Consider the following 17,692-nt stretch of genomic DNA (forward strand, 5'->3'; position numbering starts at 1 on the left):
CGTCGTGCTCACGTGTGCACCACGTTGCGCGTTACGCCTTCGACGCCGGCAGGATCTTGCCGACACACGCGCCGAAGCCGACCCGATAGCCGTCGCCCTCGCACCATCCGGCGAGCGTGAGCTCATCGCCGTCCTCGATGAACGCGCGGCTGCCGCCACCCTTCAGCGCGACCGGCTCCTTGCCGTTCCACGTCAGTTCGAGCAGGCTGCCGAACGAATCCTTCGTCGGCCCGCTGATCGTGCCCGAACCCATCAGGTCGCCAACCCGCGTGTTGCAGCCCGCGACCGTGTGATGCGCGAGCTGCTGCGCCATCGTCCAGTACATATGCTTGAAGTTCGTGCGGCTGATCGACGTGGCTTCGGCCGCCCCTTCCTCACGTAGCGTCACTTCCAGCGCGATGTCGAACGCATGCTTGCCCGCGTGCTGCAGATACGCGAGCGGCTGCGGCGATTGCTCCGGCTGCGCGACGCGGAACGGTTCGAGCGCGTCGAGCGTGACGATCCACGGCGAGATCGTCGTCGCGAAGCCCTTCGAATTGAACGGGCCGAGCGGCACGTATTCCCACTGCTGGATGTCGCGCGCGCTCCAGTCGTTCAGCAGCACCATTCCGAAGATATGCGCTTCGGCGTCCTCGCATGCGATCGGCTCGCCGAGCGCGTTGCCGCGGCCGACGATGAAACCCATCTCCAGTTCGATGTCGAGCTTGCGGCACGCGCCGAACACCGGACGCTCCTGGTCGGGCAGCTTCAATTGCCCGTTCGGGCGCCGCACCGGCGTGCCGCTCACGACCACCGACGACGCTCGGCCGTTGTAGCCGATCGGCATCTCCGACCAGTTCGGCAAAAGCGCATTCTTCGGATCACGGAACATCGAGCCGACGTTGGTCGCATGCTCCTTCGACGAATAGAAATCGGTGTAGCCGGGAATATCGACCGGCAGATGCAACGTCGCGTCGCGCTGTGCGACGAGCACGTGCGCACGCAGCGCCGCATCGTCGCGCAGCCGCGCGTTATCGCGCGAGAACAGGTCCGACAGCTGCACGCGCACGCTGCGCCATGCGTCGCGGCCGAGCGCGATGAACGCGTTGAGCGTCGGCGCGGCGAATACGTCGGCGCCGGCCGGCAGCGTCACGAGGTCCGCGCGCGCGAGCGCCGCGAGGTCGATGATCTGGTCGCCGAGCGCCACGCCCGCACGGCGCGACGCTTGCTTCGCATCGCTGAAGATGCCGAACGGCAGGTTCTGGATCGGGAAATCGCAGGCGGGATCGTTCGCCGTCTCGACCCAGCTCTTGCGGGCCGGGTCGAGCGTCGCGCGCCAGTCTTGGGTGTCGCTCATTTTTGCTCCGGATTGAAGTGTTTCTTGATGCCTTGCCAGCATTCGAAGTAGTCGGCCTGCAGCTGCGCGGTGTCGAGCGCGTAGCACGTCGGCCGGATCAGCGTGCGGGTTTCGAACATGAACGCCATCGTCGCGTCGACCTTGTGCGGCTTCGTCGTGTCGCTCGCCGATGCCTTCTCGAACGTGTCCGCGTCGGGCCCGTGGCCCGACATGCAGTTGTGCAGGCTCGCGCCGCCCGGCACGAAGCCTTCGGCCTTCGCGTCGTATGCGCCGTGCACGAGCCCCATGAATTCGCTCGCGACGTTGCGGTGGAACCAGGGCGGGCGGAACGTATCCTCGGCCGCGAGCCAGCGCGGCGGGAAGATCACGAAGTCGATCGTGTCGACGCCCGGCGTGTCGCTCTGCGACTGCAGCACCAGGAAGATCGACGGATCGGGATGGTCGTAGCTGATCGAGCCGATCGTGTTGAACAGGCGCAGGTCGTACTTGTAGGGCGCGTAGTTGCCGTGCCACGCGACGACGTCGAGCGGCGAATGGCCGATGTCCGCGCGCCACAGCCGGCCGTTCAGCTTCGCGATCAGCTCGAACGCGCCTTCGCGGTCTTCGTACGCGGCTTGCGGCGTCAGGAAGTCGCGCGGATTCGCGAGGCCGTTCGAACCGATCGGGCCGAGATCCGGCAGGCGCAGCTGGGCGCCGAAGTTTTCGCAGATGTAGCCGCGCGCGTCGCCGTCCGGCAGCGTGACGGTAAAGCGCACGCCGCGCGGGATCACCGCGATCTCGAACGGCTCGACGTCGACCCGGCCGAATTCGGTCGCGATGAACAGCCGCCCCTGCTGCGGCACGATCAGCAGTTCGCCGTCCGCGCTGTAGAAGAAGCGGTCCTGCATCGACCGGTTCGCCGCGTACAGGTGGATCGCGCAGCCGTTCATCGCGGCGGCCGAACCGTTACCGGCCATCGTCACGAGCCCGTCGACGAAATCGGTCGGCTCGACCGGCATCGGCAGCGGATCCCAGCGCAGCTGGTTCGGCGGTGTCGGCGGCACGTCGGCCGAGTCGCCGAACTCCGACACGAGCCGCTGCGCGCCCGCGTACGGCTCGAACGGCCGGTGCACGGCCGCCGGGCGGATACGGTACAGCCACGAGCGGCGGTTGTGGCCGCGCGGCGCGGTGAACGCCGTGCCCGACAGCTGCTCCGCGTACAGCCCGTACGGCGCGCGCTGCGGCGAGTTGCGGCCGTGCGGCAACGCACCGGGCAATGCCTCGGTCGCGAATTCGTTCGCGAAACCGCTCTGGTAGCCGGCGGGCGCCGGTGTCGACAAGTCAAGCGTCATCGTTTCCTTTCTCCCTCAATTCATGGCGGCGTTCGGCGCCTGCGCATCGTTGCGCCGCGTGACGCCGGCCAGTCCCAGCACGAACAGCGCCGAGCACAGCACGGGCACCGCGGCCGCATGGAACAGCGCGCCGTTGGTCCAGTTCAGCGCAATCAGTTGTCCGCCGACGAGCGGCCCGAGCACCGAGCCGATCCGGCCGATGCCGAGGCTCCAGCCGATGCCCGTCGAGCGCAGCGACGTCGGGTAATACTGGCCCGCGAGCGCGTTCACGGCCGGCTGCCCGCCGACCACGCAGAATCCGCCCGCGAACACGACCACCAGCAGCCACGGCAGCGCATGCGCAACCGAGCCGATCAGCCCCACCGACACGGCCGCGCACGCGAAGCATGCAAACAGCACGCGCACGAAGCCGTAGCGTTCGATGAACCAGCCGAGCGACAGCGTGCCGATCACGCCGCCCGTCTGCAGCACCGTGCCGACGATCACGGCCGTGCCCGGCGAATAGCCCGCGTCGCGCATCACGGTCGGCAGCCAGTTAGACAGGAAGTACAGATCGATCAGGTTCATGAAGCTGATCGCCCACAGCAGCAGCGTGACCGGCAGGCGGCCATGGCGGAACAGCTCGGCGACCGGCGCGCCGGTCGCCGCGCGCTCGCGTACGACGAGCCGTGTATTCGCATCGATGCCGGCTTGCGGCGCGAACCGCGCGAGCCAGTCGCGCGCCTGCGCGACGCGCCCTTTCAGCACCAGGAACTGCAGCGACTCGGGCAGCCGCGCGAGCATCGCGATCGTCAGCACGAGCGGCACCGCGCCGCCGACGAAGAACACCGACCGCCAGCCGAACGCCGGAATCAGCGCGGCGCTGATGAAGCCGCCGATCGCCGCGCCGAGCGTGAAGCCGCACGACACGATCATCATCCGCTTCACGCGATGCGCGGCCGGACTGAACTCGCCGACCAGCGCCATCGCGTTCGGCATGATGCAGCCGAGGCCGAGGCCCGTGACGAAGCGCAGCGCCATCAGCACCGGGATCGAACCCGCGAACGGCGTCGCGAGCATCGTTACCGCGAAGAACAGCGTCGAACCGATCAGCACCGGGCGCCGCCCGATCCGGTCGGCCAGCACCGACAAGCCGAGCGCACCGAGCAGCATCCCGAACAGGCTCGCACTGAACACGGGCCCGAGCGCCTGCTTCGGCACGCCCCATTCGGCGATCACGCTCGGTGCGACGTAGCCCATTGCCTGCGCATCGAAGCCGTCGATCACGAGGCACAGTCCACATAACACGAGCAGCATCCAGTGGAAGCCCGGGCGATGGGTCTCGTCGATCACGCGCTCGACTTCGAGCACGCGCGTATCGGCCGCCGCGTTCACTGCGCCACCTCGGCGGTCGGATGCACGGGCGGCGTCACGCCCTGGCGCGCGAGCGCCATCGCTTCGCGCAGCACGTCGGCGTCGCCGATCTGGTTCGCGAGCAGCAGGATCAGCTTCGCGTTGACGAGCTGGCTGTCGGCGTCGGACAGGTCGCGATGCATGTCGATCAGCGCTTCGTAGAATGCGTCCGGGTCGGCCAGGCGCGGGCGGGTGTCGAGTGGGGGCATGACGGAGTCTCCGGTGTCTTTATCGTTTTCAGCATGCGCAGGTCGCGCGCGCCAGCGCATCGGCCAGCGCCTGACGCTCGAGCGTGCGCATCCGCGCGCAAACGTGCTGGTCGGGACGCAGCAGGTAGAACGTGCCGGGCTTTCCGTCGTAGCGCTGTGCAGCAAGGCCGTCGACGTCCTCCACGACGTCGACACCCGCGACCGGCTGCGCATGGCCGGCCGGCACGACGAGCACGGGCCGCACCGGCAGCGCGAGGCCGTCGAGCGCCTGCGCGAGTGCGGCCGCATCGCCCGGCAACCCGAACAGCACGCCGGTGAAGCCGCTGCCCAGATGTTGCAGCAGCCAGCCCGACGCGCCCTGCGTACGTACCGGCGCATCGGCCGCCGCCGCGCCCGGCCGCATCGCGCCCGCGAACGCGTCGCCGTTGCGGTCCGGCGTGTTCAGCGGCGAATCGGCCAGCACCGCCGGCACCGACAGGCGGCCGCTGTTCACGAGCTTGCGCGCGAACTCGCAGTCGCGCGCGAGCTTCAGCGTCGCGTCGCGGAACACCCGCGACACCGGGCTCTTCGGCGTGATGAAGTCGGTCGAGCGCGTCGAGTTGCGGATGTTCTCGTCGGCCGCGAATTCACGCTCGCTCGCATACGTGTCGAGCAGGCTGTCGGCCGACCGGCCGTCGAGCACGAGCTTCAGCTTCCATGCGAGGTTGTCGGCGTCCTGCACGCCGCTGTTCGCGCCGCGCGCGCCGAACGGCGACACGCCGTGCGCGGAATCGCCCGCGAACAGCACACGGCCGTGCCGGAACGACTCCATCCGCTGGCAGCGGAACGTATAGACGCTCACCCATTCGAGCTCGAACTCGACGTCCGGCCCGAGCAGCGCACGCACGCGCGGGATCACGCGCTCCGGCTGCTTCTCGGCGACGGGGTCCGCATCCCAGCCGAGCTGGAAGTCGATGCGCCATACGTTGTCGGGCTGGCGATGCAGCAGCACCGACTGATTCGGGTGGAACGGCGGGTCGAACCAGAACCAGCGCTCGGTCGGAAACTCCGCCTTCATCTTCACGTCGGCGATCAGGAAGCGGTCCTTGAACGTGCGGCCGTGGCTTTCGAGGCCCATCATCGTGCGCATCGGGCTGCGTGAGCCGTCGGCCGCGATCACGTACTGCGCGCGCAGCGTCGCGACGCCGTCCGGCGTCTCGATCGTCAGCACCGCATGTTCGGCCGACTGGTCGATGCCCGTGACCTTGTGCTTCCAGCGGATATCGATATTCGGCAACTCGAACGCGCGATCGGCCAGGTAGCCTTCGACGTAGTACTGCTGCAGATTGATGAACGCGGGGCGCGCATGCCCTTCCTCGGGCAGCAGGTCGAACGCATAAAGCTGCTCGTCCTGCAGGAACACCTTGCCGACATGCCAGCTCACGCCCTTGTCGACGAAGCGCTCGCCGCAGCCAAGCCGGTCGAAGATCTCGAGCGTGCGCTTCGCGAAGCAGATCGCGCGCGAGCCGGTCGACAGCGTGTCGTCGTCGTCGAGCAGCACGACGCTCACGCCCTGCTGCGCGAGGTCGATCGCGGCCGCGAGGCCCACCGGGCCCGCGCCGACAACGATCACCGGGTGAACGGTCGTGTCCTGCGCACGCGGGCGGTATTCGAACTTCAGCGTCTGGTAATCGATGCTCATGGTCGCCATCCGCGCTTCAACCCTGCCGGGCGTGGGCCGATACGCCCATCCCGCCCGTCGCCTGCCGGCGCGCCGCGCCGCTCTCCCGCGTGCCATTCCTGTCAACCGCCACGTCTCGCTCCTTGCTTCCTGTTGATTCGTGAACGGCGCCGTTTCTCGGCGCCCGCATGCCGCATTTCTTGATCGGCGACAAATCCTGGATTTACGAATAGTAAAACCAATTACGAATAGTGAAATCAACGTAAACCCTAGGCGAAGCGTCGACGACGGGATAACCATATGAGCGAAACGCCAAGCCGAGCTTGGCCGGCGCTGCTAATATCAAGCTACGAGGCGGCCCGTTCGGCCGCCGTTTTTCCTTCTTACGCCGATGATTCCGCCCACCATTCCCGAGCTGGTCGCCCGTGCCGGGCAACTGCCGTATCTGCGGGATCACCTCACGCTCGCCGATGGCGGCACCGCAAGCGCGAACCTGCCCGAGCGCACGCTCGGCAGCGCCTACGAACCGATCTACGACGTGACGATGCCCGGTGCGCCGCAATCGACGTCGTTCGCCGACGCGATCGAGCGCTACGGCGACGAGCTCGGCTTCCAGGCCGTGACGGTCGTCACGGGTGCAGCGCACGATCCGGTCGACTCGGCCGTCGACGACCAGACACTCGTCGCGATCGACCGCCTGTCGCGCGCGCTGCACGCGATCAACTTCTTCGGCGCGCAGCGCCACGGGCTGTTGTTCCTGCGTGTGCACGAACGGCTGCTGAAGAGCGTGAAGTACGACCACGGCAAGCATTTCTCGTCGGTGCTGCAGCGCTTCGGGCTACCGACCGAGCGCGTCGTGATCGAGCTGCCGGCGGTCGCGGTCGCGCACAAGACCTTCCTCGGCTACCTGACCCGCAGCTACCAGCATCACGGCTTCAAGGTCGCGGACAAGCTGCCCGACCCGGGCCGGATCCTCGCGGTCGAATCGGACATGGCGCGCCCGGACTACATCAAGATGGATGCGGGCATCGCGTTGCGCGACGGGATGGTCAAGGCCCTCGTCGCTTATGCGCAGCGCGTGCGGATTCCGCTGATCTTCGACGGCGTCGTCGATGAAACGCAGTGCGAGCTGCTGCGGCAGTACGACGTGCGGTTCATGCAGGGGCCCGTGTTTGCGAAGGTCGTGACGGCCTGAGCCTCGGTGGATGAGGGGCGCCGCACATGCGGAGCGTCACGTGCCGAAAGTGGAATGCAGGTGATGTAACGGGGGATCGGGCCGCGTGGCTTGCCTCGTCGTCCGATGCCCGGCGGTGTGTTGCCCGCCTCGTCAAAAGACCGGCTTCGCGGGAACGTGCGCGCCTCGTTTCCGGCACCGTCAATGTCGGCGCTTACCTACCGCTTACGCCCTTCCACCATCATCGTACTTGGGCAGATCGTCGTCGATCTCGATGCCCGGGAAGCGATCCCCGTACCAGACATGCCAGGCCGGACGCAGCCGTGACGGCTCGTCGAGCGTCGCGTAATTGATCTCGACCGTCCGGGGAGCATCGCTGAGCCGGTATTCGAGCTGCGCGCCGCAACGGCCGCAGAAGCGCCGCTCGCCCCACGCGCTCGACGCATACACCGTCGGCTCGCCCTGCAGGTATTCGAACGCGTCGATCGGCACCGATGCCGACGCGACGACCGCCGCGCCGGTCGTGCGCTGACAGAGCCGGCAGTGGCAAAAACCGGCATCGGCCGGAACATGGGTGATCCGGTACCGGATCGCGCCACATGCGCATCCGCCTTCCATCGGTTCTGTGTGAGACATGGCGAGCCTCTTCGTCGGTGAGCCGGCGAACGATCATGCGCGCGGTTCGTCCGTGGCACAACCGGCCGCGGCGTCGCGCTCGTACGCTGCCGACCGTACCGGCGACGGCCCCCTGCCGTTCACGCCCCTCGCTCAGGCCGTCTGCCCGAGCCGCTGCGCGAGCGCCTTCAACTTCGGCCCGACCTGCGTACGGAACACGTCCTCGTCCATCGACGATGCGGGCCCGCTGCAACTCAGGATCAGCCAGCGCCCCTCGCGCGGCTCGCGAAACGGGACGGCCGCCGCGTTGACGTCCATGTGCCACGCCCGGAACGAATAGCAACAGCCACCCGCCGAGAACTCCGCCACCGCCTGCTGCGCGGCGGCGACGAGCGTATCGGCGTCGGCCGCGCCTCCAGCCGCACGATGCAGCTCCGCATAAAGCTGGCGGCGCACGTCTTCCGGCTGCACGGCCAGGTACGCGCGCCCCATCGAGCTCGTCAGCATCGACAGCCGCGAACCGGGCGCAAGCCCGAGCGTCAGCGCCGTCTCGCTGCGGATCGTCTCCAGGTAGATCATGTCGAGCCCGTCGCGGCAACCGAGCGACACGGCCGCGCCGATGTCGCGCGCGAGCGCCTGCATGTGCGGCCGCGCAAGGTCGATCGTGCCCGAGCCCGACAGCAGCGCGTAGCCGAGCGACAGCACGCCGGCGTCGAGCGCATACTTTCCGAGCGTCTCGTCGTAACGCAGGTAGCCGAGCACGGTCAGCGTGTAGGCGAGCCGGTTCACCGTCGCCTTCGGCAGCCCGGTGCGCTCCGCGAAGTCGCGGTTGCCGAGCATCGTCTCCCCTGGCCGGAATGCGCGCAGCAGGTCGAGCCCGCGCGCGAGCGCGACTACGAACTTGCGTTCGTCGAGCGTGGTTTCGTCGATGGTTGAAAGTGTCATCTGGTGCTACACTGGGTTCGATTTGCAAAACATTGTTCCGCACAGCGGAACTTCCGTCAAGCAAACTCTCAGGCAACAAACCCGGCTGAATCAGGGACCGACCGTAAAGCATGAGGTCCGGGGGGAAGCGCTGAAGTGCTGACTTGGGTTGACTGCAAAGCATGGGATCTGAGCAAGCGCTGAAGGGCTGACTCGGGTCGACCGCAAAGCATGGGACCCGAGTAAGCGCTGAAGCGCTAACTCGGGTCGACAGGAGATGAGACGATGAGTGCTGCAACTTTTCATTGGGACGATCCGCTGCTGCTCGACCAGCAACTGACCGAAGAAGAGCGAATGGTGCGTGATGCCGCACAGGCGTACGCGCAGGACAAGCTCGCACCGCGCGTCACCGAAGCGTTCCGCCACGAACGCACCGACGCCGAAATCTTCCGCGAGATGGGCGAAGTCGGCCTGCTCGGCCCGACGATTCCCGAGGAATACGGCGGCCCCGGCCTCAACTACGTGAGCTACGGCCTGATCGCCCGCGAAGTCGAGCGCGTCGACTCGGGCTACCGGTCGATGATGTCCGTGCAGTCGTCGCTGGTGATGGTCCCGATCCACGAATTCGGCTCCGACGCGCAGAAGCAGAAATACCTGCCGAAACTCGCCACCGGCGAATGGATCGGCTGCTTCGGGCTGACCGAGCCGAACCACGGCTCCGACCCGGGCAGCATGGTCACCCGCGCGAAAAAGGTGCCCGGCGGCTACTCGCTGTCCGGTGCAAAGATGTGGATCACGAACTCGCCGATCGCCGACGTGTTCGTCGTATGGGCGAAGCTGGAAGAGAACGGCAAGGACGCGATCCGCGGCTTCATCCTCGAGAAAGGCTGGAAAGGCCTGTCCGCGCCCGCGATCCACGGCAAGGTCGGGCTGCGCGCATCGATCACCGGCGAGATCGTCCTCGACGAGGTGTTCGTGCCGGAAGAGAACCTGATGCCGAACGTGAGCGGCCTGCGCGGCCCGTTCACGTGCCTGAACTCGGCGCGCTACGGGATCGCATGGGGCGCGCTGGGCGCCGCCGAGTCGTGCTGGCACACCGCGCGCCAGTACGTGCTCGACCGCCAGCAGTTCGGCCGGCCGCTCGCCGCGAACCAGCTGATCCAGAAGAAGCTCGCCGACATGCAGACCGAAATCACGCTCGGCCTGCAAGGCGTGCTGCGCCTCGGCCGGATGAAGGATGAAGGCACGGCGGCCGTCGAGATCACGTCGATCATGAAACGCAACTCGTGCGGCAAGGCCCTCGACATCGCCCGGCTCGCGCGCGACATGCTCGGCGGCAACGGTATCTCCGACGAATTCGGCGTCGCTCGCCACCTCGTGAACCTCGAAGTGGTCAACACGTACGAAGGCACGCACGACATCCACGCGCTGATCCTCGGCCGCGCGCAGACGGGCATCCAGGCATTCTTCTGATCATCCTGATGCGGCGAGCGCGGCAACCGCGCCACGCCGTGCTCGCGCAAAAGACACGGCCCGCCCGGCAGTCATGCCGGGCGGGCCGTGTTTTCATCGGATCCGCGCACCGGGCCGCCGGCCCGGTATCGCGCTCATGTGCAGCCGATGCTTACTTGTTCGGCTGCGGCGTGAGGCGCAGATACGGACGCACCGCGTTGAAGCCCTTCGGGAAGCGCTTCTTCAGCTCTTCCGGATCCTGCAGCGACGGGACGATCACGACGTCGTCGCCATCCTTCCAGTTGCCGGGCGTCGCGACCTTGTAGTTGTCGGTCAGTTGCAGCGAGTCGATCACGCGCAGCACTTCGTCGAAGTTGCGCCCCGTGCTGGCCGGGTACGTGATGATGAGCCGCACCTTCTTGTTCGGGTCGATCACGAACAGCGAACGCACCGTCAGCGTTTCGTTCGCGTTCGGGTGGATCATGTCGTACAACTGCGAAACCTTGCGGTCCGAATCGGCGATGATCGGGAAACCGACGACCGTCGACTGCGTTTCGTTGATGTCGTTGATCCAGCCCTTGTGCGACTCGACACCGTCGACCGACAGCGCGATAACTTTTACATTGCGCTTCTCGAATTCGCCCTTCAGCTTCGAGGTCAGCCCGAGTTCGGTCGTGCACACCGGCGTGTAGTCGGCCGGATGGGAGAACAGGACACCCCAGCCGTCACCCAGCCATTCGTGAAACTTGATCGGGCCCAGGCTCGATTCCTGCTCGAAATCCGGTGCGATGTCCCCAAGACGCAGACTCATGATGTTCCCTCCTCGAACGATGCTGGTTGAAACCGCGCCCGGGTCGGCGCGGGAAAGTCTGTCAGCTTACGGGAAGCAATGCGGCATGCGAACGATTATTCCGTTTGATATTCATACTTTTTTGTCATTTTTGCCTGGTGCCGGTGCCGGACAGGCGGCCGCTGGGAAACTTTTCCCCCGGTTTGCCGCTCTGTTGATGATTACAAGTCGTTTACCATGCGGTCTTGCACTGCCGTTGTGTGTCTTCCCGGCTCGCCAGCAGGCAGGCGTTTCGCTACGATGTGAACCTGCAGCATGACAGCACGAAGGGAGTTGCAATGTCGGAAATCAACAAGGAGAAACTGATGTCGGATATCAAAACCGTTCTCTCGGACGCCGAAGACCTGCTCAAGCAAGCTGCGAGCAGCACGGGCGACCGTGCGGCCGAGCTGCGCGAGAAAGCCATGTCGCGCCTCAAGCAGGCCAAGGAAAAGGCAGCCGACGTCCAGGTCGTCGTGGTCGAGAAAGGCAAGAAGGCCGCACGCGCGACCGACGATTACGTGCACGAGCATCCGTGGACGTCGATCGGCGTCGCCGCGGGCGTCGGCGTGCTGATCGGCCTGCTGATCAACCGCAAGTAACGCGCTCTGCGCTGTTTCGTCCCGTGGGCCGCGTCGCGCGGCTTGCGGGCGTCGAAGCCAGCCGGCGGTTTCCGCCTGCCGGCTTTGTCCTGGCTGCACACTGCACGCGCACGCACCTTACCCATGACGACAGACACCACCTCGCAGCCGTCCGGCCAAGGACCGCTGCGCCGCCTCGTCGGCTCCGCGATCGGCCTTCTGCAAACGCGCCTCGAACTGGTAGGCATCGAGCTTGCCGAGGAGAAGGAGCGCCTGATGGGCGTGCTGTTCCTCGGGCTCGCCGCGATGATGCTCGCCACGATGGCACTCATCAGCCTGACCGTGCTCGTCGCGATCGCGTTCTGGGATACCTACCGCTGGCAGTCGCTCGCGGCGATCACCGCGCTGTATGCCGCGAGCGGGATCGCATGCGCACTGAAGGCCCGCTCGGGCCTGCGCGCCGCGCCGACCGTATTCGAGGCGACGCTCGCCGAACTCGAGAAAGACCGCGAGCTGTTCCGCGGCAAGCCGTGAACGCAGTCGCGCTCACCCCTCCCACCTACTTCGCCGACGCGCCATGAGCCAGAACGTCACGGGCAATTCACCCCGCTCCCATTCGTCGCGATCGAACTGGAGCGCGTCACAGCATCGCGCGCTCCGCAAGGAACTGCTGATCCTGCGATCCGAAGTCGAGCGGCTCGAACTCGCGGAAGCCGCCGGCGAAATGCGCCAGGCCGTCACGCGCTTCAGCTGGCTCAAGGTGTTCATCCCCGGCCTGTCCAGCAACAAGTTCAGCCAGTCCGCCAAGAACCTGAACGCGAGCCTCGGCCAGCTCGTCAACCAGTATCCGATGCTGAGTTCGCTCGCATCGCTCGTGCTCGCCAAACCCGTTCGCTCGCTGCTGCGCGCGAGTGCGGGCCCCGCACTGAAGTGGGGCACCCTCGGTTTCGCGGCATGGGAGGTCTACCGGATCTGGAAGCAGTCCCGCGACGAGCGTGGTCTCGACACCCAAGACGACTGACCGTCGTCGGCATCCTGCGCGCACGGCCAGGCGCCGTGGCGCGCCTTTCCTCCGAGCTCAACGCGCACCCCAGCAAGCCGCGATCTGTCCGTCGGAGCCGTCACTTCGCACGTTGCCTTTCGTGCCGTCCGAACGCAGCGTGAATGCGCCGCACGCATCGTCGCGCATCAGTCCGGTGTCGAGCGGGATGGCCGCCAGGTCATAAGTCACCGGCGAATCGTCGCGGTCCGGCCGCTTCAGCGCCAGTCGATAAACCACGCGCCCGTCCGGCGGCGCTTGCGCGAGCGCCGCCGGCAATGCCGAGGGTGGCACACCGTCCAGTGTTTCGAGATATTGGGCCGCGCGGTACAACGCGGCGACCGCCGACGCGCGATGAACGCGCACGACATGCTCTCGATACGACGGGATGCCCCATCCGGCCAGCACCGAGACGATCGCGAGCACGATCATCAACTCGATCAGCGTGAATCCCGCCGAGCGGTACACGCACGCGCGACCGTTCATCGCAGCACCGTCGCGACGCGACGCCAGTGCAGGGCGACGATGTGGCCATCACGGATCGCGACCTGGTGCTGCAGCCAGACTGCGCTCGATGCATGCGCACCGACGCCACGCGCGGTGACGACGTAAGCGCGGCCGCCCGCCGGCCCCGCCCCGCGCCACGCTTCGATCAGGCATCGTGGCGGTTGAACGGCCATCGGCCATCCGGCGAACGGCGCGAACGCTTCGGCGCCCCCCAGCGCCGGCATGCGCCGCCACGCGTCGGGCTCCGCGAGCGACTCGCCTTCACTCATGTACGGCGCCGAGCCCCGGCGCAATCGCGCGGTGCACGCTGCCAGCGCGGCGTCGGCCGCGTGGAATGCGACCAGCCCATCGGATAACGCGCGCGTGCGGCGCGATTCCGTCAGTGCAGCTTCGAACCACGTGCCGGTCAGCGCCGCCACCGCTGCGCCAACCGCGATCACCGCAGGCAATGCGAGACCCGCGTCGCGACGCCAATCGCGGCTGGCTGACCGCAAGCGTATGTGTGGCGCGTGCTGGCTCGCTGTTTGGACTTTCGCACCTGCAGCCTGCCGCGGACCGTCACAGCGTGTTTCGATTCGCCCATGCATGTTGCGTATCGCGACGCACCGCGACTTCTCCCTCGTCGGCCCCGTTCCGCTCATCGCGGCACCCCGGGTTCATCCGTGACATCACGCGACGTATCGTCGAATGTGTGTGCAGCATTACGCAACCCGACGATGCGATCGAGCGTCAGACGCCCGCGGCCGTCTTGCGCAACGATCGTGCGGCCGTCGCAGTCGACGTGCCGCTCCGGCTCGCCCGTCGGTTCGCCGCGCGCCCGCACGCAGACATGCACGGCCACGACATCGCGCCAGTCGTCGCCGCGCAAGGCATCGGCATCGACGAACTGCGTGCCGCCGCGGCGAAGATAGCGCACCCGCAACTGATCGATTCCCGACACGACCGGCTGCGGCGTGCCCGGACGGCCGCTTCCTTCGCAATACAATTCAGGCTCGCCCGTCGAAGGGCTGGTGTGCACATCGAAGCGGTTCTCCACCGGCGCACGATCGCCGGACACGCCGACACCCTGCCCGAGGCAATCCGACACGTGGCCGCTCACGGTGAGCCACGTCGATACGGCATCGCCGACATAACGGATCAGCAACGCGTCCGATGCACCGCGCACGGGCTCGCACCGTACCTGCGCGCCCTCGCCCCTCACACGCGCCATCGAACAGCCGAACACCGGTGGCAACGACGACACGCGTTCCATGTCGAGCGGCCGAAATCCGGCCATCTGGATCTGCTGGCCGATCAGCATCAGTGCGGTGCCGGCAGCATCGCGCATCTGGAACCCATCATCCGCGCGCCGCTGTGCGACGCGCTGCGCGTGGTACAGCGCACCGGCCGCCGCGAGCACGAGCAGACCGACGGTCATCGCGATCAACACTTCAAGCAACGTATGCGCACGCATGCGGCGATCAGCGTCCATCGGCGCCAGCCCCCCGATACGGAATCCGGACGCACGACGGCGGCTGCGCCGAGCGTCCCGCCGCTTCGCATCGCAGCCCGGTGGCCGCATTGCCGCCGCGCCAGCCGACAACCGTGTAGCGAATGCCATCCGGCCCGTCACCGCGCGTCGTCGTGCCGCCGGGCAGCGAAGCCGCGGCCCGCGCCGCGAGGCCATCGTCGGCCTGCGCAGCGACGTGCAAGCGCTCGATACGCGCATCGGCCAGCCAAAGCGCGCGCTCACGCCAGATCGTCGCGCGCTGCGCACGCGCCATCGCAAACTGGCTGCCCGCTACAGCCAGCATCACGGTGGCGAGCAGCGCGATCGCCAGCATCGCTTCGATCAGCGACGTGCCGCGCATTGCATTGCGCATGGCTCTCACGCCGCGTCACAACGGCCGGCGACAACTCGCGCCCGGCCGCCTGCCGCGATTCGTACGCAACGCGATGCATGCGCGTCGTCCGCCCCCGGAACGTCGCGTCGCGGACGCAATTCGAAGCGCCGGATGCCACCGATTGCCTGACCGACCGGCGGTGCGAACGCGAGATCGTGCGCGGCACCCGCGACGGCCACTTCGGCATCGCGCGGATAGCGCCGCAGCAATCGCGACTGCCCGTCGACCTGCCCGCTGACGATCCAGTCACACGACCATTCAGCCGTGTCGCACCGTTCACCCGCACGTAGACAGGCGCTACCACTACCGGCCCGGCATAGCGTGACGCGCACGCCGAGACGCGTCGCCTCGGTACGTGCAAACGACAGCGCACCGAGCAGCACGCGCGAACGTGCATCCACGCGTTCGCGCATGCGCCATTGGTCGAACGCAGGCGCGGCATAAAACGTGAGCCCGGCCGCCAGCGAGATGGCGACCATCAGTTCGACGAGCGTGAAGCCGCCCGCGCGTCGCAATACATTTTTCAGGGGGTGAGCGTGCAGTCCCATCGCCGTCGTCCTTCGCCAAGGTGATGCGACGACTGTAGCGACACGTGCGGACACGCACCATTTGCCGATCGGCTGACTGGCGGCATGCGATCGCGACCGACACAATCGGCGCGAATTGACTCAACGGAGAAGACGATGAACGGACGCAGCGCGTCAGCGCTTACGCGGAGTCTTGGCGGGAGAGGCACGACGGAACTCTTCGATCACGTCGGCAAATTCGGAAACGTCCTCGAACCGGCGATACACCGATGCGAAGCGGACATAAGCGATCGTATCGAGGCCGCGCAACTCGTTCATCACGAGTTCACCGAGCTTCTCGCTACGCACTTCGCGCTCGCCTGTCGCGAGCAGTTGATATTCGATACGGGCAACCGCCGCATCGATCGCGTCGGCAGCAACCGGCCGCTTGCGCAGCGCGAGTTGCATGCTGGCGACGATCTTGCGACGGTCGAATTCCGTGCGGCTGCCGTCCTTCTTCACGACGAACGGCAGGGACAGCTCGACCCGCTCATACGTCGTGAAGCGCTTGTCGCAAGCCGAGCAGCGACGGCGCCGCCGGATCGCGGCGCCATCTTCGGACACGCGGGAATCCACGACCTGCGTGTCGTCATGCCGGCAGAACGGGCAGCGCATCGTCGATCAGCGATAGACCGGGAAACGCTTGGTCAGCTCGGCGACCTGCGCGCGCACGCGCTCGATCGTCGCTGCATCTTCCGGGTTGTCCAGCACGTCCGCGATCAGGTTGCCCACCTGCTCCGCTTCCGCCGGACCGAAGCCGCGCGTCGTCATTGCCGGCGAGCCGAGACGAATGCCGCTCGTCACGAACGGCTTTTCCGGATCGTTCGGGATCGCGTTCTTGTTCACCGTGATGTGCGCCGCGCCCAGTGCCGCTTCCGCAGCCTTGCCGGTGATGTTTTTAGCACGCAGGTCCACCAGCATCACGTGGCTTTCCGTGCGGCCCGACACGATCCGCAGGCCACGCTTCACCAGCGTTTCTGCCAGCACGCGTGCGTTCTCGACCACCTTCTCCTGGTACGCCTTGAACTCCGGCGACAGCGCTTCCTTGAACGCCACCGCCTTGCCCGCGATCACGTGCATCAGCGGGCCGCCCTGGATCCCCGGGAAGATCGCCGAGTTGATCGGCTTCTCGTACTCCGCCTTCATCAGGATCACGCCGCCGCGCGGGCCGCGCAGGCTCTTGTGCGTCGTCGTCGTCACGAAATCCGCGTGCGGCACCGGGTTCGGGTACACGCCTGCCGCGATCAGGCCCGCGTAGTGGGCCATGTCGACCATCAGGTATGCGCCGACCGACTTGGCGATCTTCGCCAGGCGTTCGAAATCGATCTTCAGCGAGAACGCCGACGCGCCCGCGACGATCAGCTTCGGCTTGTGTTCCTGCGCGAGCTTCTCGGCCGCTTCGTAGTCGATGTCTTCGTTTTCGTTCAGGCCGTAGCTCACCACGTTGAACCACTTGCCCGACATGTTCACCGGCGAGCCGTGCGTCAGGTGGCCGCCGTGCGCGAGGCTCATGCCCATGATCGTGTCGCCCGGCTTGAGCATCGCGAAGAACACGCCCTGGTTCGCCTGCGAACCCGAGTTCGGCTGCACGTTCGCGGCTTCCGCGCCGAACAGCTGCTTCACGCGGTCGATCGCCAGCTGCTCGACCACATCCACGTATTCGCAGCCGCCGTAGTAGCGCTTGCCCGGATACCCTTCCGCGTACTTGTTCGTGAGTTGCGAACCCTGTGCGGCCATCACCGCCGGGCTCGTGTAGTTTTCCGACGCGATCAGCTCGATGTGATCTTCCTGGCGGCGGTTTTCCTGCTCGATCGCGGCAAAGATTTCGGGATCGACGTTCGCAATGGTGCTTTGGGCTCTGTCAAACATACGGTTTCCGTTAAGTGTGTACAGGTTGACCGGAGCGGCCGAGTACGGTGCGCTGCTGGCGGGACCAGCTCGACGTGGCGGAAGAATCCGTATGACGCGAGGCAGGACAGCCACCGGCGATGCACGCGACGGCGCACAACGGCTGCCCAGGCGAACGGCAAAAACGGCGCCCCGCGCTTCACGGTGGGATGCTCCACCTTGAACCCGAAGGGTTCTATCGCCAGTCACGCGGGGGTGATGAGCGCATTAGTGTATTGGATGCGTCATGAATAGGCAACCGCATGGCGGTGCGCCGGAAGCAATTGGGGCCAGACTCTACGCGCCC

General features: G+C 66.7%; 20 protein-coding genes and 1 riboswitch. Of the genes, 5 read left to right on the top strand and 15 right to left on the bottom strand.

Annotated features, from left to right (window positions below):
• Positions 1-31: 31 nt before the first annotated feature.
• The 5 genes from fahA to FFS49_RS25505 are packed head-to-tail and all read right to left on the bottom strand — an operon-like array spanning position 32 to position 5,958.
• Positions 32-1,336, bottom strand: a complete 1,305-nt coding sequence (gene fahA / locus FFS49_RS25485) for a fumarylacetoacetase (RefSeq protein WP_105816022.1) — start codon at positions 1,334-1,336, stop codon at positions 32-34.
• Positions 1,333-2,667 (bottom strand): homogentisate 1,2-dioxygenase, encoded by a 1,335-nt coding sequence (gene hmgA / locus FFS49_RS25490; protein ID WP_039361235.1) that lies wholly within the window; start codon positions 2,665-2,667, stop codon positions 1,333-1,335. The genes fahA and hmgA overlap by 4 nt, the downstream gene beginning before the upstream one ends.
• A 15-nt stretch (positions 2,668-2,682) precedes the next feature.
• Entirely contained in the window at positions 2,683-4,041 is a 1,359-nt protein-coding gene (locus FFS49_RS25495) for an MFS transporter (protein ID WP_105816021.1), read from the bottom strand.
• Positions 4,038-4,268, bottom strand: a complete 231-nt coding sequence (locus tag FFS49_RS25500) for a DUF2783 domain-containing protein (protein ID WP_039361239.1) — start codon at positions 4,266-4,268, stop codon at positions 4,038-4,040. The genes FFS49_RS25495 and FFS49_RS25500 overlap by 4 nt, the downstream gene beginning before the upstream one ends.
• A gap of 28 nt (positions 4,269-4,296) precedes the next feature.
• Positions 4,297-5,958: an FAD-dependent oxidoreductase gene (locus FFS49_RS25505; protein WP_105816020.1), complete on the bottom strand. Its 1,662-nt coding sequence runs from the start codon at positions 5,956-5,958 to the stop codon at positions 4,297-4,299.
• A 361-nt stretch (positions 5,959-6,319) separates the two neighbouring features.
• Here FFS49_RS25505 and FFS49_RS25515 point away from each other — a divergent pair, with 361 nt between their 5' ends.
• Complete coding sequence (locus FFS49_RS25515; protein WP_071333999.1) at positions 6,320-7,123, top strand: EAL domain-containing protein; 804 nt, start codon at positions 6,320-6,322, stop codon at positions 7,121-7,123.
• A gap of 204 nt (positions 7,124-7,327) precedes the next feature.
• On the opposite strand, the gene FFS49_RS25520 is transcribed toward FFS49_RS25515, so the two are convergent.
• Positions 7,328-7,738 carry a GFA family protein gene (locus FFS49_RS25520; RefSeq protein WP_105816019.1) on the bottom strand — a complete coding sequence of 137 codons (411 nt, stop codon included), beginning with the start codon at positions 7,736-7,738 and terminating at the stop codon, positions 7,328-7,330.
• A gap of 132 nt (positions 7,739-7,870) precedes the next feature.
• Complete coding sequence (locus tag FFS49_RS25525; RefSeq protein WP_105816018.1) at positions 7,871-8,662, bottom strand: IclR family transcriptional regulator; 792 nt, start codon at positions 8,660-8,662, stop codon at positions 7,871-7,873.
• A 264-nt stretch (positions 8,663-8,926) separates the two neighbouring features.
• Between FFS49_RS25525 and FFS49_RS25530 the strand changes: the two genes are divergently transcribed.
• Positions 8,927-10,114, top strand: a complete 1,188-nt coding sequence (locus tag FFS49_RS25530) for an acyl-CoA dehydrogenase (protein WP_046545018.1) — start codon at positions 8,927-8,929, stop codon at positions 10,112-10,114.
• 151 nt (positions 10,115-10,265) lie between these two features.
• Here the strand turns inward: FFS49_RS25530 and FFS49_RS25535 are convergent, their stop codons facing one another.
• Positions 10,266-10,904, bottom strand: a complete 639-nt coding sequence (locus FFS49_RS25535) for a peroxiredoxin (protein WP_039361250.1) — start codon at positions 10,902-10,904, stop codon at positions 10,266-10,268.
• A 317-nt stretch (positions 10,905-11,221) separates the two neighbouring features.
• On the opposite strand from FFS49_RS25535, the gene FFS49_RS25540 reads away from it, so the two are divergent.
• From FFS49_RS25540 to FFS49_RS25550, 3 genes are all read left to right on the top strand, one after another.
• A complete protein-coding gene (locus FFS49_RS25540) occupies positions 11,222-11,524 on the top strand; it encodes a YqjD family protein (protein WP_006494044.1) in 303 nt (100 codons plus the stop codon).
• Positions 11,525-11,647: 123 nt separating this feature from the next.
• Positions 11,648-12,037 (top strand): phage holin family protein, encoded by a 390-nt coding sequence (locus tag FFS49_RS25545; RefSeq protein WP_039361254.1) that lies wholly within the window; start codon positions 11,648-11,650, stop codon positions 12,035-12,037.
• A gap of 43 nt (positions 12,038-12,080) precedes the next feature.
• Positions 12,081-12,524 (top strand): DUF3318 domain-containing protein, encoded by a 444-nt coding sequence (locus FFS49_RS25550; protein WP_039361256.1) that lies wholly within the window; start codon positions 12,081-12,083, stop codon positions 12,522-12,524.
• Positions 12,525-12,581: 57 nt separating this feature from the next.
• Here FFS49_RS25550 and FFS49_RS25555 read toward each other — a convergent pair whose 3' ends face one another.
• From FFS49_RS25555 to glyA, 7 genes are all read right to left on the bottom strand, one after another.
• Positions 12,582-13,028 carry a type IV pilin protein gene (locus FFS49_RS25555; RefSeq protein ID WP_105816017.1) on the bottom strand — a complete coding sequence of 149 codons (447 nt, stop codon included), beginning with the start codon at positions 13,026-13,028 and terminating at the stop codon, positions 12,582-12,584.
• Positions 13,025-13,486 carry a pilus assembly protein gene (locus FFS49_RS25560; RefSeq protein ID WP_226285451.1) on the bottom strand — a complete coding sequence of 154 codons (462 nt, stop codon included), beginning with the start codon at positions 13,484-13,486 and terminating at the stop codon, positions 13,025-13,027. The genes FFS49_RS25555 and FFS49_RS25560 overlap by 4 nt, the downstream gene beginning before the upstream one ends.
• Positions 13,487-13,686: 200 nt before the next feature.
• Complete coding sequence (locus FFS49_RS25565) at positions 13,687-14,520, bottom strand: PilW family protein (protein WP_105816015.1); 834 nt, start codon at positions 14,518-14,520, stop codon at positions 13,687-13,689.
• Positions 14,510-14,920: a hypothetical protein gene (locus FFS49_RS25570; RefSeq protein WP_105816014.1), complete on the bottom strand. Its 411-nt coding sequence runs from the start codon at positions 14,918-14,920 to the stop codon at positions 14,510-14,512. Before FFS49_RS25570 ends, FFS49_RS25565 begins: the two co-directional genes overlap by 11 nt.
• The gene (locus FFS49_RS25575; protein ID WP_105816013.1) at positions 14,917-15,480 is read right to left on the bottom strand and encodes a GspH/FimT family pseudopilin; all 564 of its coding nucleotides are present in this window, start codon (positions 15,478-15,480) and stop codon (positions 14,917-14,919) included. The genes FFS49_RS25570 and FFS49_RS25575 overlap by 4 nt, the downstream gene beginning before the upstream one ends.
• A gap of 153 nt (positions 15,481-15,633) precedes the next feature.
• Positions 15,634-16,113, bottom strand: coding sequence for a transcriptional regulator NrdR (gene nrdR, locus FFS49_RS25580; RefSeq protein WP_006476792.1), 480 nt, complete (start codon positions 16,111-16,113; stop codon positions 15,634-15,636).
• 6 nt (positions 16,114-16,119) lie between these two features.
• Positions 16,120-17,367, bottom strand: coding sequence for a serine hydroxymethyltransferase (glyA, locus tag FFS49_RS25585; RefSeq protein ID WP_039361267.1), 1,248 nt, complete (start codon positions 17,365-17,367; stop codon positions 16,120-16,122).
• Between the two features lie 137 nt (positions 17,368-17,504).
• Positions 17,505-17,605, bottom strand: a riboswitch (ZMP/ZTP riboswitch).
• Positions 17,606-17,692: the final 87 nt, after the last annotated feature.

The sequence above is a fragment of the Burkholderia sp. 4NA327C6 genome (assembly GCF_005502655.1).
In the GTDB taxonomy this organism is placed as follows: Bacteria; Pseudomonadota; Gammaproteobacteria; order Burkholderiales; family Burkholderiaceae; genus Burkholderia; species Burkholderia contaminans.

Coding starts and splice junctions, on each gene's coding strand:
- nrdR (WP_006476792.1), bottom strand. CDS start 16,113: ATGCGCTGCCCGTTCTGCCGGCATGACGACACGCAGGTCGTGGATTCC.
- FFS49_RS25520 (WP_105816019.1), bottom strand. CDS start 7,738: ATGTCTCACACAGAACCGATGGAAGGCGGATGCGCATGTGGCGCGATC.
- glyA (WP_039361267.1), bottom strand. CDS start 17,367: ATGTTTGACAGAGCCCAAAGCACCATTGCGAACGTCGATCCCGAAATC.
- FFS49_RS25545 (WP_039361254.1), top strand. CDS start 11,648: ATGACGACAGACACCACCTCGCAGCCGTCCGGCCAAGGACCGCTGCGC.
- FFS49_RS25525 (WP_105816018.1), bottom strand. CDS start 8,662: ATGACACTTTCAACCATCGACGAAACCACGCTCGACGAACGCAAGTTC.
- FFS49_RS25550 (WP_039361256.1), top strand. CDS start 12,081: ATGAGCCAGAACGTCACGGGCAATTCACCCCGCTCCCATTCGTCGCGA.
- fahA (WP_105816022.1), bottom strand. CDS start 1,336: ATGAGCGACACCCAAGACTGGCGCGCGACGCTCGACCCGGCCCGCAAG.
- FFS49_RS25515 (WP_071333999.1), top strand. CDS start 6,320: ATGATTCCGCCCACCATTCCCGAGCTGGTCGCCCGTGCCGGGCAACTG.
- hmgA (WP_039361235.1), bottom strand. CDS start 2,667: ATGACGCTTGACTTGTCGACACCGGCGCCCGCCGGCTACCAGAGCGGT.
- FFS49_RS25575 (WP_105816013.1), bottom strand. CDS start 15,480: ATGGGACTGCACGCTCACCCCCTGAAAAATGTATTGCGACGCGCGGGC.
- FFS49_RS25505 (WP_105816020.1), bottom strand. CDS start 5,958: ATGGCGACCATGAGCATCGATTACCAGACGCTGAAGTTCGAATACCGC.
- FFS49_RS25530 (WP_046545018.1), top strand. CDS start 8,927: ATGAGTGCTGCAACTTTTCATTGGGACGATCCGCTGCTGCTCGACCAG.
- FFS49_RS25565 (WP_105816015.1), bottom strand. CDS start 14,520: ATGGACGCTGATCGCCGCATGCGTGCGCATACGTTGCTTGAAGTGTTG.
- FFS49_RS25500 (WP_039361239.1), bottom strand. CDS start 4,268: ATGCCCCCACTCGACACCCGCCCGCGCCTGGCCGACCCGGACGCATTC.
- FFS49_RS25540 (WP_006494044.1), top strand. CDS start 11,222: ATGTCGGAAATCAACAAGGAGAAACTGATGTCGGATATCAAAACCGTT.
- FFS49_RS25535 (WP_039361250.1), bottom strand. CDS start 10,904: ATGAGTCTGCGTCTTGGGGACATCGCACCGGATTTCGAGCAGGAATCG.
- FFS49_RS25555 (WP_105816017.1), bottom strand. CDS start 13,028: ATGAACGGTCGCGCGTGCGTGTACCGCTCGGCGGGATTCACGCTGATC.